The sequence below is a fragment of the Telluria sp. ZB4P37 genome, assembly GCF_059685855.1.
The window spans coordinates 195,901-210,759 of sequence record NZ_JCASID010000001.1; the positions used below are offsets into that span (position 1 = coordinate 195,901).

A 14,859-nucleotide genomic window follows, 5' to 3' on the forward strand; every position below is an offset into this window, starting at 1 on the left:
TGTCGGACAGGGAGGAGCACATCATGGAAACCGAATTCGACCTGGAGCGCTTCGTCCAGGCGCAGGCGCCGGTGTACGGCACGGCGGTCGCCGAGCTGCGCGCCGGGCACAAGCGCACGCACTGGATGTGGTTCATCTTTCCCCAGATTGCCGGGCTCGGGCACAGCGAGATGGCGCGCCGCTATGCATTGCGCAATGGCGACGAGGCCGCCGCCTATCTCGCGCATCCGGTGCTGGGTCCGCGCCTGCGCGAATGCGCATCGATCGTGGCCGCGCTCGACGGCCGCAGCGCCGAAGAGATATTCGGCCATCCCGATACGATGAAATTCCGGTCGTCGATGACCCTGTTCGCCGACGTGGCGCCGGACGAGGCGGTGTTCCAGGCCTGCATCGACAAGTATTTCGACGGCGAGCCGGACGACGAGACGCTGGCGCGCCTGTAAGGCTGCCTGGCGAGCCTGGCCCAGGCCGGCCAGCAGGCAGGCCAGCGGCGCCATGCTGCGCGCCCGTTCCAATGCCCCCCCAAGGCCCCATGTTCGACCTGGACCTCGTGGCCGGACAGTTCCAGCAGGGGAATCGGGTAGCGCTGCACAGGCAGGGTGTCGGGCCGGCCGGTTTCCCGCACCCGGGCCGGCGAGGCGCGCAGCTTCGCTTGGTTCGTGCTGCTGGCCGGGTCGTCCGGATTCGACGGGAAGGCCGTGAACAGGCTGACTCCCGGCAGCTCCTCGCGCCGGCGCCGGGAAGCGCTCAGGAATGCATCGTTGACGGCGAGGATGATGGCTGCGGGCGTTGGGGACAACAGGTATTCGCCGATGGGCGAACTGTTGAACGCCGACTCGCAGACGGAGGGGGAGAGCATGGTTCGGTTGGGACGTGACGGTTTAGCGAGAGTGAAAGAGGCGAGCTGATGGTGATCGGGCAAAATAGGGGAGTTCCTGCCGTAAATAGCATATATGCAACGGGCAAACGTGCGGGCAGTTTTGCCCGCACCCCGGCCCCGCATGCGAGCAAGACGCCATGGGGAAGCGTGTTGCGTATAATTCAGCGTCAGCTCGTTCACTCATTACCAGAAAAAAACAACTCATGGCTTCTTCCGACAACATCAGCATGGCGGTGTTCTGCGACTTCGAAAACGTCGCACTCGGCGTGCGCGACGCCAATTACGAAAAATTCGACATCCGCCCGGTGCTCGAGCGCCTCCTGCTCAAGGGCAGCATCGTCGTCAAGAAGGCCTATTGCGACTGGGATCGCTACAAGGCATTCAAGGCCCCGATGCACGAGGCGAATTTCGAGATGATCGAAATCCCGCACGTGCGCCAGTCCGGCAAGAACTCGGCCGACATCCGCCTGGTGGTCGATGCACTCGACCTGTGCTACACCAAGTCGCACGTCGACACCTTCGTCATCATCTCGGGCGATTCCGACTTCTCGCCGCTGGTCTCGAAATTGCGCGAAAACGCCAAGCGGGTGATCGGCGTGGGCGTCAAGCAGTCCACTTCCGACCTGCTGGTGGCGAACTGCGACGAATTCATCTTCTACGACGACCTGGTGCGCGAAGTGCGCCGCGCCGCCGCCAAGCGCGACGAGCGCAAGGCCGCCCCGCAGAACAACCGCCGTCCGACCGACGACAAGCGCAAGGAGGAACTCGAGGCGCGCAAGGTGCAGGCACTCGAAATGGTGGTCGAGACCTTCGACGCCCTCACTTCCGAACGCGGCGACACCGGCAAGATCTGGGCTTCGCTGCTGAAGGACACCCTTAAGCGCCGCCGTCCTGACTTCTCCGAGACCTATTACGGCTTCCGCACCTTCGGCAACCTGCTCGAAGAAGCGCAGACGCGCGGCCTGTTCGAATTCGGCCGCGACGAGAAATCCGGCACCTATGTCTTCCGCAGCGCCAACGCCCCGTTGGCGATGCCGGCGCCGGAGCTGGTGGTGGTTGGCGACAGCGGCGACGACGAAGCGGGCGCACAGGCGGACGAGGGCGATGCCGCCGTCGAGGGCCGGGGCGAACCGCGCCGCCGCAGCCGCGGTGGCCGCAACAAGGGAGCAGGGCGTGGCGAAGCGGCCGAACAGGCCGCGCCAGAGGCTGTCGCACCGGAGCCGGCCGTGCAAGAAGCCGAGCTTGCGGAGCCTGTGGACACCAGGCCGGAGCCGCGCGGTCGTGGGCGCGGTGGCCGCAAGAGCTACCGTGGTGAGGTAGCGCCGGTGGCGCAGGAGGTGGATGTGCCTGTGGCGGCGCCGGAAGTGGCAGAGCGCGCCGCACATGATGCGCGTGCGGCGCAGGAAGCTGCTGAGGAAGCGGTTGCGGAAGCTGTCGAGCCCGAGGCGGCATCTGCCAAGGAACGCCGCCGCGCGCCGCGCAAGCCGGCGGCACGCAAGGCTGCGGCCGCCGCTGCCGTCGAGGAGACTGTAGCGCCGCCAGCCGAAGCGGAGCCGGCGCCCGCGCCGGTGCCTGCCAGCGCCAGCCATGACGACGATTTCGACGACGATACCAGCGACGATGTCGATGGCAACGTTGCCGAAGGCACGGCGCCGCGCAAGAAGTCGGCGCGGCCGGCACGCAAGCCGGCGGCGCGCAGCGCAGCACCGCGCGGGCGTCGTCCGGCAAAGGCGAAGGAATAGGCCTTTGCTTCTGCGGTAGGAACGTGGGTTCCCGCGAAGGCGGGTACCCGATTTTGCAAACGAAGCTTTTGGGCGTGCTGTTTCCCGCATACTCCCGTACTTCCTACCTCGCATCCTCGCACGTCGCACCGCACACCCTGCACCCCGTGCGCCACCCCTGCAGCCCCAATGTAATAATGCCATCGCCTGCCTGCGCAGGCTGACGGGGTATCCGCCCCGCACGAGCGTCCCGGGAGCCTGCCATGCGCGTATTTGCCGCAGTTTCTTCTGCCCTAGTGGCCTTGCCCTTGCTCCTGGCCGCTCCCGCCCGCGCCGCACCCCCGTCCGACCATCCCATCCTCGGCATCTGGAAGCTGAGCCTGCCCGACCTGAGCTGCTCGGAAACCTACCGCTTCCGCGCCGACGGCACCACGCTCGTCACCAGCGCCGAAGAAGTCTCCGAGAGCGCATACCGCATCCTTGATAAGCCCAGCGCCAAGGGCTTCTACCGGCTGGACGACCAGATCACCAAGGACAACGGCAAGAAAGACTGCGCCGGCGCCATCATGAAGGTCGGCACCAGGGCCACGAATTTCATCCGCTTCCACCCTTCGGGCGCGCTGTTCCTGATGTGCGCCGACGAAACCATGGAGACCTGCATCGGGCCCTTCCGGCGGGTGCAGGGCGAGGAAGCCTGAGCCGGCGGGCAGTGGCCGGGGCCGGACGCCATTCCCGGTGACTTCGCTTGGGTGTATATTGCTGGGCGAAACGACAACTGCATTGGAATTCCATGTCACCGGTACTACTGTTCTGCATCCTCATCGGCTATTTCGCGCTCCTGCTCGGCGTGGCCTGGGCCACCTCCCGCAACGCCAACAACGACAGCTTCTTCATCGGTAACAAGAGCAGCAACTGGATGCTGGTCGCCTTCGGCATGGTCGGCACCACGCTGTCCGGCGCCACTTTCATCAGCGTGCCCGGCGCTGTCGGAAAAGACGCCTTCGGCTACGCCCAGATCCTGATCGGCTACGTGTTCGGCTACATCGCCGTGGCCTATATTTTGCTGCCGCTGTACTACCGGCTCGGACTGACCTCGATCTACCATTACCTGGACGTGCGCCTCGGGCGCCGCGCCTACCAGAGCGGGGCGGGCTTCTTCATCATCTCGCGCCTGCTGGGGGCCACCGCGCGCCTCTACCTGGTGGTGAACATCCTGCAGGCGATCATCCTCGACAGCCTGGGCATCCCGTTCTGGATGACGACCCTGGTCATCCTGGGCATGATCCTGATGTACACCTACCAGGGCGGCGTGAAAACCATCGTCTGGACCGATACCCTGCAGACCACCTGCATGCTGTTCGGCCTGTTCGCCTGCGTCTGGTTCCTGCTGGGCGAGCTGGGCATGTCGATCCCCGAAAGCCTGAACCAGATGCAGTCGCAAGGCCTGGCGCGCATCTTCACGCTCGACTTCGACAGCCCCAACTTCTTCCTCAAGCAGATCGTGGCCGGCATCTTCATCGTGCTGACCATGACCGGCATGGACCAGGAAATGATGCAGAAGACCATTTCCGTCAAGACGCTCAAGGATTCGCAGAAGAACCTGTTGACCCTGACCGCCGTGCTGGTGGTGGTCCTGATGAGCTTCCTGTTCCTGGGCGGCCTGCTCTACCTGTATGCCCCCGTAGCCGGCGTGACCGCCACCGGCGACAAGATCTTCCCGGCCGTGATCATGGGCCATTTACCCGCCACGGTGCAGATCATCTTTTTGATCGCCCTGATCTCGGCGCTGTTTCCAAGCGCCGATGGCGCCATCACCGCGCTGACCTCGTCGTTCTGCATCGACATCCTCGGCATCAAGCGCCGCACCGACATGCTCGACGCCGCCAAGGAAACCCTGCGCCGCCGCGTGCACCTGGGTTTTGCCGGGGTGTTCCTGTTCCTGGTGATGGGCTTCAAGCTGGCCGACAACCCGAGCATGATCGTGGTCATCCTGAAGCTGGCTGCGTATACCTATGGGCCGCTGCTGGGCCTGTTCACCTTCGGCATGATGACGCGCCGCAGCCTGAATGACCGCCTGGTGCCGTTTATTACGATCGGCGCACCGATTCTATGCGCACTCCTTGAGTACAATCAGGAACACCTGCTCGGTTCCTACCGCCTTGGGCTGGAATTGCTTATGGTAAATGGCATACTGGTGTATGCCGGACTGTATGCGATTTCGCACAAGGAAAATGCCGGGACGGCTGCCGTCGCGGCCTGAATCAAACTAATTTACTGACCTGTGGAGTGTTGATGGCTTTCAAACCCTTGAGTGCGTTGCGCCGCGGCTTCGGCATGCTGTGGAATGCGGTGGACTTCACCCGTCGCACCGTGATGAATTTGCTGTTCCTGCTGATCGCGCTCGTGGTCCTGGTCGCGGCCTTCTCCGGCGGCGTCAAGCCGATCGGCGACAAGAGCGCGCTGGTGCTCGAACTGAAAGGCGACCTGGTCGAGCAGCACGAATCGAGCTTCCAGGACACGCTGCTCGACAGCGTCGGCCGCGACAGCAAGCGCAGCGTGCGCCTGCGCGACGTGCTGCGCGTGCTCGATGAAGCGGCCAAGGACAAGCACATCACCACCGTGGTGCTGCTGCTCGACCAGATGGATGGCGGCGGCATGGCCATGCTGCGCGAGATCGGCGCCGGCATCGACCGCGTCAAGGCATCCGGCAAGAAGGTCGTCGCCTGGGGCGGGATGTACGACCAGAAGCGCTACCTGGTCGCTTCGCACGCCGACGAAGTCTATGTCCACCCGATGGGCATGGTGATGATCGAAGGCTTCGGCGGGCGCCGTAACTACTACCGCGACGCCCTCGACAAGCTGGGCGTGACCGTCAACCTGATCAAGGTCGGCACCTACAAGAGCTTCGCCGAACCGTATATCGCCAACGGCCCGTCCGAGGCGGCCCAGGAAGCCGACAGCTTCCTGTACGACGCCCTGTGGCAGGACTACACGGGGCAGGTCGAGAAGAACCGCAAGCTCCCAGCCGGCGCGGTCGCCAAATGGATCGAGACGCTGCCCCAGCAAATGGATGCGGCGGGCGGCAGCGCGGCCAAGGTGGCGCAGAACGTCAAGCTGGTCGACGGTGTCAAGACCCGCGACGAAATCCGCGAGATGCTGGTCAAGCGCGGCGTCTATGACGAGGGCACCAAGTCTTTCCGCCAGGTCGGGTACCTGGACTACCTGGAACGCCACCCGCAGAAACCTTTCGGCGAAGCGGTGGGCGTGATCGTAGCCTCGGGCAACATCACCGAAGGCAGCAGCGGCCCGGGCGTGGTCGGCGGTATCACTACCGCCAATCTGATCCGCCAGGCGCGCGAGGACGAGCAGGTCAAGGCCGTCGTGCTGCGCGTCGATTCGCCCGGCGGCAGCGCCTATGGTTCGGAACTGATCCGGCGCGAGCTGGAACTGACCCGCGCCGCCGGCAAGCCGGTAGTGGTGTCGATGGGCAGCGTCGCGGCATCGGGCGGCTACTGGATCTCGATGGCGGCCGACGAAGTCATCGCCGACCCGGCCACCATCACCGGCTCGATCGGCGTGTTCACCATCCTGCCGACGGCCGAGAAGGTGAGCGACAAGCTGGGCATCCATACCGGCGGCCACACCACGACCTGGCTGGCGGACGCCTACAACCCGCTGCGCCCGATCGACCCGCGCTTTACACAGCTGATCCAGAGCAGCATCAACCACGTCTACAGCGAGTTCACCACCAAGGCCGCGGCGGCGCGCAAGACCACGGCCGCGAAGATCGACGAAGTCGGCCAGGGCCGGGTCTGGACCGGCGCCCAGGCCAAGGAACGTGGCCTTGTCGACCGCCTGGGCAATTACCGCGATGCCCTGAACTCGGCCGCCAAGCGCGCCAAGCTGGGCGCGGACTACCGCGTAGCCTATGTCGAGCGCCCGATCAACAAGGTCGAGCGCTTCCTGAACATGATGGGTGCCTCGAGCGTGCAGGCGCTGAACATCCAGGTGAAACTCGGCCTGATCGATGTCGCACTGCCGGCCGGCCCGGCGGCCCAGGTGATGCAGGACATGGCCTTCCTGAAGGACGTGGCCGATGGCCGCAAGCCGTTCGCCGCCGTCACGCACTGCCTGTGCGCCGCGCCGTGAGGAGATTTGTAGCCGGTGTGTAGCCGGATACGACAGCGACAAGACGGGCGCGGAGCGAATTCCGCGCCCGTTTTCCGTTTACGCCCCGGAAGTCCCGGCATCGGTGTGCATCGGTGCCAGGCCTGTCCCCCTTGTAACAAGCCGGTGCGTGCGATGTACGCTACGAAACATGTGAAGCCGGGTAGCGCGCTGACCTTTTCTCATCAGTATTGTACAAATGGCATCTTGGCCGAGAGAACAGGGATGAGCATGGAGTCGAACCCTTCCCCGCAGTCTGTCCTCACCAGGCCACGGTCGCGCGCTATCGGCAGACCGTGCTCGCGGCCTTCGCCGACGTTAATTCCAGTTTGGCGAATCCATTGCCGGCCGGCGGCAATAATGGATGCCGCCAGCCGTATAATATGAATCGTCTGAATGCATAATGGCAGGGCAGCGAATCATTCGCTCCCTGCCATTTGCATTATTTACTCATCCACGACGACCGTTCAGTTTGCGGTATTGCGGCGCCGTATAAAACGCCGCAATACTGATTTAAAACTGATTAACGATTATTCGGATTGGTCGTGGTGGTGGTGGTGCGGTGCGCGTGGTCGTCGTGCTTGCGGCGCAGGCCGAGCAGGCCGGCCAGGCCCAGCAGCCCGATCCAGCCGTAGTCGCGCTCTTCTTCGACCGGGACGGTGGTGGTGGTCGAGGTGACGGTGGTATCCGGGGTGGTGGCGGTCTGTGCTGCGGCCGGCAGGGCGACGGCGGCGGTGATCGACAGGGCGACGATAGCTGGGATGATTTTTTTCATAATTGGCTCCAAGTGGTTTGATAAACGTTGTGTTTTACACGGGTCCTGAACTCTGCAATAAAACGCGCATAGGTTTAGAAGGTGTAGGTACCGTTCTGGGTTTAAGTATAGACAAGGTCGCAATATGCCTACGCACCGTAGCCAATAGGAAATTATAAAAAAATGGTCGCTCGTCGATAAGCTTTTATTCCGTCGTTTGAACCAGTTCAGGATGCGGTCAATCACCGGACAAATGCCCGAATATCGGCGCCCGATGCAGGATCTCGCTTCGAGCAGTGTCCAAGGCGTCCGGAACCGGGGCGTCCGGGTCGCACTTTACAGGCGTCAAGACGCCAAAAAAACGACCCGCCTCGGGTACAGGAAAGCTATACTCGCGGCTGTTTTTTCCATCCATCCTGGGGTTCATTTTGTTCAAATCCATCGTCTTGCCTGTCGCCCTGCTGGGCCTGGGCGCCCATGCTGCTGCCGATGAAGGTCAGTGGCAGCCGCACCAGCTGCCGCAACTCAAATCCGAACTGAAGCGCATCGGCATCACCATGCCGGCCGAGAAGCTGGCCGACCTGGGCAAGCACCCGATGAGCGCGATGGTGTCGCTGGGCGGCTGCTCGGCCTCCTTCGTCTCGCCGGACGGCCTGGTGGTCACCAACCACCACTGCGCCTACGGCGCCATCCAGCGCAATGCGACCCCGGAGAAGAACTACATCGTCAACGGCTTCCTGGCCAAAACCCGCGCCGAAGAGCTGCCGGGCGGCCCGAACGCCCTGGTTTACGTGACCGAAAAGGTCGAGAACGTGACCGAGCGCGTGCTCAAGGGCCTGGCGCCCACGATGAGCGGCCGCGAGCGCCACGAGCTGGTGGAGTCGCGCATCAAGACCCTGATTGCCGAATGCGAGACCGACAAGTCGGTCCGCTGCTCGGTGCCGGCCTTCCACCGGGGCCTGGAGTATTACCGCATCAAGCAGCTGATGATCCGCGACGTGCGCCTGGTGTATGCGCCGTCCGACCGGATCGGCAACTTCGGCGGCGACATCGACAACTACGAATGGCCGCGCCAGACCGGCGACTTCTCCTTCCTGCGCGCCTATGTCGGCAAGGATGGCCGCCCGGCCGATCCCTCGCCCGACAACGTGCCCTACAAGTCGAAGGACTTTTTGGTGGTGTCGGCCGAAGGCCTGAAGAACGGCGACCCGATCCTGCTGGCCGGTTATCCGGGCCGCACCAGCCGCTACAAGCTGCCGTCGGAGATCCGTTTCGCGCGCGACCTCGACTTCCCGGCCAAGGTCGCGAGCATCACCGCCGACCTGTCGGTGATCGCCGCCGCGACCCAGGGCAACCCGGCCTGGGACGTGCGCTATGCCAGCGTCGCCAAGAGCCTGAACAACGTGCTCAAGAAAACCCAGGGCCTGCTCGACGGCTTCGCGCGCAAGGACATCGCCGCGATCAAGGACGTGCAGGACGCCCAATTCCGTGCCTGGCACAAGCAGAACGGCGCCAATGGTTCGAAAAACATGCTTGGCGAGTTAGACGCCGTGATCGCGCAGGACATGGCGCAGTCGCGCCAGGAAGCCGCCTGGGCCGAAGCCACCCACAGCGACCTGCTCAAGAGCGCGCGCACCCTGTACCGTCTGGCGCTGGAACGCCAGAAGCCGAACCCGCAGCGCGAGACCGGCTACCAGGAACGCGACCTGTCCTTCATCAAGGCGCGCCTGACCCGCCTCGAACAGTCCTTCGTGGCGAACGTGGACGAAGCGCGCTACGGCGCGGCCCTGGCGCGCTATGCGCGCATCGACGCCAAGCTGCGACCGCAAGGTCTTGACGCGCTGCTGCCGGCGCCCAGTGCGCTGGGCGCGATGTACAAGGCGAGCGAACTGGGCGACACCGCCAAGCGCCTGGCCTGGATCGGCAAGGATCCGGACGCCTTCCGCAAGTCCGGCGACCCGTTCATCCAGATGGCGGTGCGCCTGCACGACACCGGCATGGTCCTGGAGAGCCGCCGCAATGAGCTCGAAGGCAATCTCGAACGCGTCATCCCGCAGTACATGAGCGCGGTGATCGCTTGGAAGAAATCGCAGGGCAAGCCGGTCTACCCGGACGCCAACTCGACGCTGCGCGTCACCTATGGCACCGTGGCGCCGTACTCGCCGCGCGACGGCCTGGTGAAGGGCCCGTTCACGACCGTGGAAGGCATCGTCGAGAAGAGCACTACCAAGGACCCGTTCATCGTGCCCGCCGCGCTGACGGATGCGGTGAAGCAGAAACGCTACGGCGTGTTCAAGGATGCGGCGCTGGGCACCGTGCCGGTCAACTTCCTGTCGAGCGCCGATACCACCGGCGGCAACTCGGGTTCGGCCGTCTTGAACAAGCGCGGCGAACTGGTGGGCCTGAACTTCGATTCGACCTATGAGTCGATCACCAAGGACTGGTATTTCGACAGCGCCATCACGCGCGCGATCCACGTCGACATCCGCTACATGCTGTGGGTGATGAAGGAAGTCGACCGGGCCGACAACCTGCTCATGGAAATGACGGTCAAGTACCCGAAGAAGTAAGAAGCCGGGTTCGTAGTCAATGAAGGCCGCGGCGGTGAACACCGCCGCGGCCTTGTCCTGTCTACCCGCGGCTGTTACCATCCGGCGTCTTCCGATTGGACCACATGAACGAAACGCTTACCCTCGCCGGGCTGGCCACCACGCCGCTGGAACTGGTCTCCTTTCTGCTCGCCATCACCACGGTAATCCTCAACATCCGCCAGAAGCACTGGGCCTGGCTGTTCTCGATCGCCTCATCCGCTACCTACGCGGTCGTGTTCTTCGACGCCAGGCTGTACGGCGACATGGGGCTGCAATTCGTCTTCATCGCGGCGTCAAGCTGGGGCTGGTACCAGTGGCTGCACGGCGCGGGCAATCAGCCGCTCGTGGTGACGCGCCTGAGGCGCGCGGCCTGGGGCTGGGCGATTGCCGCCTGGGCCGCGGGCTTCATCCTGCTGTCGTCCTTCCTGGACCACTACACCGACACCGACGTGCCGCATGCGGACGGCTTCCTTACCGCCGGCAGCCTGGTGGGCCAGCTCCTGCTGGGCCGCAAGAAGGTCGAGAACTGGATCGTCTGGATCGTGGTGGATGTGCTCTACGTCGGCCTGTACGTCTACAAGAGCCTGAACCTGACCGCCTTCCTGTATGCCCTGTTCGTGGTGCTGGCCTACACCGGCCTGCGCGCCTGGTCGAACATCGCAAGGAAGGACGCATGACGGCCCCGGTCCTGCGCATCGCGGTGCTGGGCGCCGAGTCGTCCGGCAAGTCCACGCTGGCCGAGGCGCTGGCCGCGCGCTATCGAACCCTGTGGGTGCCCGAATACCTGCGCGAGTTCGTCGACACCCACGCCCGCGTGCCCTTCGAGAGCGACCAGTACCCGATCGCCTGCGCCCAGCGCGCGCGCGAGGATGCGCTGGCTGGCCGCGCCACGCGCTACCTGTTCTGCGATACCACGCCCTTGATGACGGCGCTGTACAGCCGCCAGTACTGGGGCAGGGTGGATCCGCAGCTGGCCCGCCTGGACAGCCGCCACGACTATGCCTGGACCCTGGTGACGGCGCCCGACGGTCCCTGGGAGCCGGACGGCCTGCAGCGCGAATCGGAGGAAGTGCGCCAGAACGTGCACCGGATGCTGGTGCAGACCCTGGCGTCGCGCGGCATCCCCTACGTGCTGCTGGAGGGCGAACTGGGCCACCGGCTGCAGCAGGTAGAAGCATTGCTGGGGGGGCAAGGCAACGCCGCAGCTCAAGGAAACGCTTCTTAGTGCTAGGATTTGTTGCTGTATGGTATTAGAATAATTTTTTCTTCTACCGATGGCGGTGTACCGTGAAAAAATGGATAGACCGCTTGTTAGGCGGCACCAGCAAGGAGACCGATACGCCCGCCGGCCCCGGCCCGGCGGCAGCCGTGGACAGCGAGGACGCGGTGCTCGATATCGACACCGTCTTCTACCGCTGGCTGACTGCATCGAGCCGCGGCAACTCCACCATTGAGGCGGAAGCGGCGATCCTGGCGGAAGTGCACGCCCTGGCGGACGATCCCGAAAATGCGTCCGGCCTGGTGCCGCGCATCCCGGATTTGATCACGCAACTGCTCAACGCGCTGTCGAACGAGAATATCTCGAGCGCCGCGGTAGCGGCCGAAGTCGGGCGCGACCTGGTGCTGGTCGCCGAAGTGATCCGCGAAGCCAACAGCGCATATTACCGGCCGGTCAAGCCGATCGAGACCCTCGACGGCGCAGTCGCGATGCTGGGCCTGAACGGCCTGCGCATGCTGCTGGCGCGGGTCGCCTTCCGGCCGCTGGTGCGGGTCAAGGTCCAGGGTGTCGCGCGCGCCGTGGCGCCCAACGTCTGGCGCCACTCCGAACGCTGCGCCTTTGCCGCCAGCGTGATGGCGCCCGGCTTGTCGGCCAGCGTGTTCGAAGCCTACCTGGCCGGCCTGATGCAGAACGTGGGCCTGCAGGTAGCCTTCCAGGTGGCGGACCGCCATTGCGAGGGCAAGGTTCCGGGCGCGGGCAGCTTCGGGATCGCACTGTTCGAGGCCAGCCGCCAGCTGTCCTCGGTGATTGCCCGGCACTGGGATTTCCCGGCCGACGTGGTCGAGGCGATCGCCCGCTCAGGGGAGCCGGATGCAGCGGCGGCGCCGCACCTGGCCCAGGCCCTGGCCCAGGGCGACCGCATCGCCAAGCTGCGCCTGCTGCTCGACGCCGGGGTGATCGAGCCGGAAAGCGCTTTTGTGGCCACAGGCTTGAACGGCTTCCAGCGCCGCTGCCTGGGCAAGCTGGCCGACTTCAGCGATTGAGCGCTGCCTGCCACGGCGAAGGTGGCAGGCAGGGACGCTTCTAGAAGTCGAACTGGGCCGACAGGCGGAAGGTGCGCGGCGCGCCCGGCAGCAGGTAGCCGCCCAGCGACTGCGTCACGTCGCGCCAGTAAAACTTGTCGAACACATTGTCCACGCGGGCGCGCAGGATCGTATGCATCGCGCCGAACTTCAACGCGTACGAGCCGCCCAGGCCCGCCACGTGGTAGCCCGGCACCACCGCCCGGTTGGCCGGATCGAAGGCCTTGCTGCCTGAATACTGCCACAGCGCGTACAGTTTCAGGCCGGGCACCGCCGGCACCGCATATTCCATCCACGCAGTCGAACGGAACTCCGGCACGTTGGTGACGCGCTTGCCTTCGACATCGGCGTCGCCGGTGCCGGTCTGTTTCGCGTCCAGCGACATCATCGACAGGCTGTAGTTCAGGTCCGTACCCAGCTTGCCCTGGGCCGCCAGTTCCAGCCCGCGGTGCCGTTGCTCGCCGCCGCGGATAAAGGTGCCGGCGGCGTTCACGTATTCCAGGCCCTGCGTGATGTCGAACAGCGCGGCCGAGACCATGGCCGCGTTATTGACCATGCCTTTCACGCCGAGTTCAAGCTGCTTCGAGCGGCTCGGCGGCAGGGCGGTGTTCTCGTTGGTGGTGCCCATCTCGGCGATGCCGCCATGCTGCAGGCCGTGGCTCAGCGAGCCGTAGACGCTCCAGTCGCGCGCCGGCTTGTACACCAGCGCCACGCTCGGCAGCACGAAGGAGTCAATGGCATGCACGCGCGCTTGACCGATCTCGGCCAGTTCGTCGCGCTTGAGCTTCACGTAGCGCAGGCCGGTGTGCAGCGTCATTGTTTGGGACAGCGTGGCGACGTCCTGCACGAACAGCGAGCGCTCAAGGTCATTGCGGCGGGCCGTCACCGGGCCGGTCGCGGGATTGCCCGGTGCCTGATCGACCTGCAGGTTGTCGTAGATATTGCTGTAGCCGGCGTAGTCGTAGACGTATTCGCCGAAGCTGTCGTGGCGTTCCGACATGGCCGCGCCCACGGTCAATGCGTGGCGCACCGCGCCAGTAGCAAAGCGGCCCTGCAGCAGCGCTTGCGCGCCCCAAGGGGTCTTGCGCTCGCCCACGCTCTGGTAGTCGTAGACGTCGTAGTCGCCGTTGGAGCAGTAGCCCGGGTAGTAGCCGTCGCCTTCGTTGCTGCAGCCATAAGGGAAGGCGGTGTAGTCGTCGCGCTCGAACCAGTGCTTGTTCGCGTTGACGGTCGCCGTCCAGTCGGCATTGAGCCGGTATTCGAAGCGCAGGCCGAGATTGCTGCTGGTGGTGTCTACTGGCCTGGTCCAGGCCTGGGCGTTCAGCAGCGTCTTCGGCGATACGCCGGTCGGCAGGCTTGCGTTGCGAATCAACTGGTAGCCCGGCGCGGTGACTTGCGAGCGGTGCTGGCGGTCGAGGTCGAGCTGGAGCAAGGCGTCGGGCGTGATCTGCCAGTCGAAGGCGCCAGAGACGAACTGGCGCTCGCCGTCGGCGCCGCGCACATAGGATTTGAGGTTCTCAAGCGCGGCGTTGAGCCGATAGCCGAAGCGGCGGTCCTCGGAGCGGCCGCTCAGGTCGACCGAGCCGTGCAGGGTGCCGCGTTCGCTCACTTCCACCAGCGCCGAGCGCAGCGGCGTATTGGTCGGGCGCTTGGTCACGAAATTAACCATGCCGCCGGGCGCGGCGACGCCCGCCTGCAGGCCGGCCAGGCCGCGCAGGGTCTCGATGCGCTCCTTGTTCTCGAGCGGGATCTGGGTATCGGCGGGAATTGCGATGCCGTCCTTGCGGTAGCTGGTCGCGTTGTCGAGCGCGAAGCCGCGGATCGAGAACTGCTCGGCATAGCCAACCGCGTTATAGGCGTCTCCCACCGAGGCATCGAAGCGGGCCGCATCGGTGACGTTGCGGATCGACAGGTCTTGCATCTGGGTGCGGGTCAGGGCGCTGATCGCCGCCGGGGTGTCGAGCAGCGGGGCATCTGAAAAGCCGCCGATGCTGGCGCGGTCGCTGGCGACCCAGCGGCTGCCGCTGACGACCACCGAGGCGACGCCCTCAAGCGTTTGCTGCGCCGACGCGGTCGCGGAGAATGCCTGCAGGACGGCGCAGGCGAGGACGGATTGCTTCAGGTTGAATGTCATGTGTTTGCTCGTCTTCGCGCGCCACGATAACGATGCGGCGCGCTGCTTATATAAAAAGCCGGAGCCAACGTGGGGGAAGGGCAAACAAGATGGGGAACTGCGTTGCGCTTTCCTTCGCTGGCATTATCCAGATCAGGTACGAAGGGTATCTCTCACCCGAATCGTGCAATGCACGTCCAGGACCCCTAGCGAGGCGGCAGTGTACCACGGTCCCGGGCGGGCGTGGCGAATGTGACCAGCGGTGGTAGCGGCCGCATTGCCGCGAACCGTAGCAGGGCGTTGTCCGCCACCGCTTCCGGCGCGCTTCGATC

General features: G+C 64.7%; 11 protein-coding genes and 1 riboswitch. Of the genes, 9 read left to right on the forward strand and 2 right to left on the reverse strand.

Annotated elements, in window-relative coordinates; all coding sequences use genetic code 11:
- The first annotated feature begins 23 nt into the window (after nucleotides 1-23).
- The 5 genes from AC56K1_RS01010 to sppA all read left to right on the forward strand — a co-directional run bounded on the left by AC56K1_RS01010 (nucleotide 24) and on the right by sppA (nucleotide 6,750).
- A complete protein-coding gene (locus AC56K1_RS01010) occupies nucleotides 24-443 on the forward strand; it encodes a DUF1810 domain-containing protein (protein ID WP_497155990.1) in 420 nt (139 codons plus the stop codon).
- A gap of 640 nt (nucleotides 444-1,083) precedes the next feature.
- Nucleotides 1,084-2,622 carry an NYN domain-containing protein gene (locus AC56K1_RS01015; protein WP_497155991.1) on the forward strand — a complete coding sequence of 513 codons (1,539 nt, stop codon included), beginning with the start codon at nucleotides 1,084-1,086 and terminating at the stop codon, nucleotides 2,620-2,622.
- A gap of 242 nt (nucleotides 2,623-2,864) precedes the next feature.
- Nucleotides 2,865-3,299: a hypothetical protein gene (locus AC56K1_RS01020; RefSeq protein WP_497155992.1), complete on the forward strand. Its 435-nt coding sequence runs from the start codon at nucleotides 2,865-2,867 to the stop codon at nucleotides 3,297-3,299.
- 92 nt (nucleotides 3,300-3,391) lie between these two features.
- Nucleotides 3,392-4,861 carry a sodium:solute symporter gene (locus AC56K1_RS01025; protein WP_497155993.1) on the forward strand — a complete coding sequence of 490 codons (1,470 nt, stop codon included), beginning with the start codon at nucleotides 3,392-3,394 and terminating at the stop codon, nucleotides 4,859-4,861.
- A gap of 32 nt (nucleotides 4,862-4,893) precedes the next feature.
- Nucleotides 4,894-6,750, forward strand: a complete 1,857-nt coding sequence (gene sppA, locus AC56K1_RS01030) for a signal peptide peptidase SppA (protein ID WP_497155994.1) — start codon at nucleotides 4,894-4,896, stop codon at nucleotides 6,748-6,750.
- Between the two features lie 541 nt (nucleotides 6,751-7,291).
- On the opposite strand, the gene AC56K1_RS01035 is transcribed toward sppA, so the two are convergent.
- Entirely contained in the window at nucleotides 7,292-7,543 is a 252-nt protein-coding gene (locus tag AC56K1_RS01035) for a WGxxGxxG family protein (protein WP_497155995.1), read from the reverse strand.
- A gap of 407 nt (nucleotides 7,544-7,950) precedes the next feature.
- Here AC56K1_RS01035 and AC56K1_RS01040 point away from each other — a divergent pair, with 407 nt between their 5' ends.
- The 4 genes from AC56K1_RS01040 (at nucleotide 7,951) to AC56K1_RS01055 (ending at nucleotide 12,375) form a co-directional block, all read left to right on the forward strand.
- Nucleotides 7,951-10,092, forward strand: coding sequence for a S46 family peptidase (locus AC56K1_RS01040; protein ID WP_497155996.1), 2,142 nt, complete (start codon nucleotides 7,951-7,953; stop codon nucleotides 10,090-10,092).
- Nucleotides 10,093-10,196: 104 nt separating this feature from the next.
- On the forward strand, nucleotides 10,197-10,790 hold the full coding sequence (pnuC, locus tag AC56K1_RS01045; RefSeq protein ID WP_497155997.1) for a nicotinamide riboside transporter PnuC: 594 nt from the start codon (nucleotides 10,197-10,199) through the stop codon (nucleotides 10,788-10,790).
- The gene (locus AC56K1_RS01050; protein WP_497155998.1) at nucleotides 10,787-11,338 is read left to right on the forward strand and encodes an AAA family ATPase; all 552 of its coding nucleotides are present in this window, start codon (nucleotides 10,787-10,789) and stop codon (nucleotides 11,336-11,338) included. Before pnuC ends, AC56K1_RS01050 begins: the two co-directional genes overlap by 4 nt.
- A 62-nt stretch (nucleotides 11,339-11,400) precedes the next feature.
- Nucleotides 11,401-12,375 carry an HDOD domain-containing protein gene (locus AC56K1_RS01055; protein WP_497155999.1) on the forward strand — a complete coding sequence of 325 codons (975 nt, stop codon included), beginning with the start codon at nucleotides 11,401-11,403 and terminating at the stop codon, nucleotides 12,373-12,375.
- A 40-nt stretch (nucleotides 12,376-12,415) separates the two neighbouring features.
- Here the strand turns inward: AC56K1_RS01055 and AC56K1_RS01060 are convergent, their stop codons facing one another.
- Nucleotides 12,416-14,548 carry a TonB-dependent siderophore receptor gene (locus AC56K1_RS01060; protein WP_497156000.1) on the reverse strand — a complete coding sequence of 711 codons (2,133 nt, stop codon included), beginning with the start codon at nucleotides 14,546-14,548 and terminating at the stop codon, nucleotides 12,416-12,418.
- 92 nt (nucleotides 14,549-14,640) lie between these two features.
- A riboswitch (TPP riboswitch) is annotated at nucleotides 14,641-14,745 on the reverse strand.
- Nucleotides 14,746-14,859: the final 114 nt, after the last annotated feature.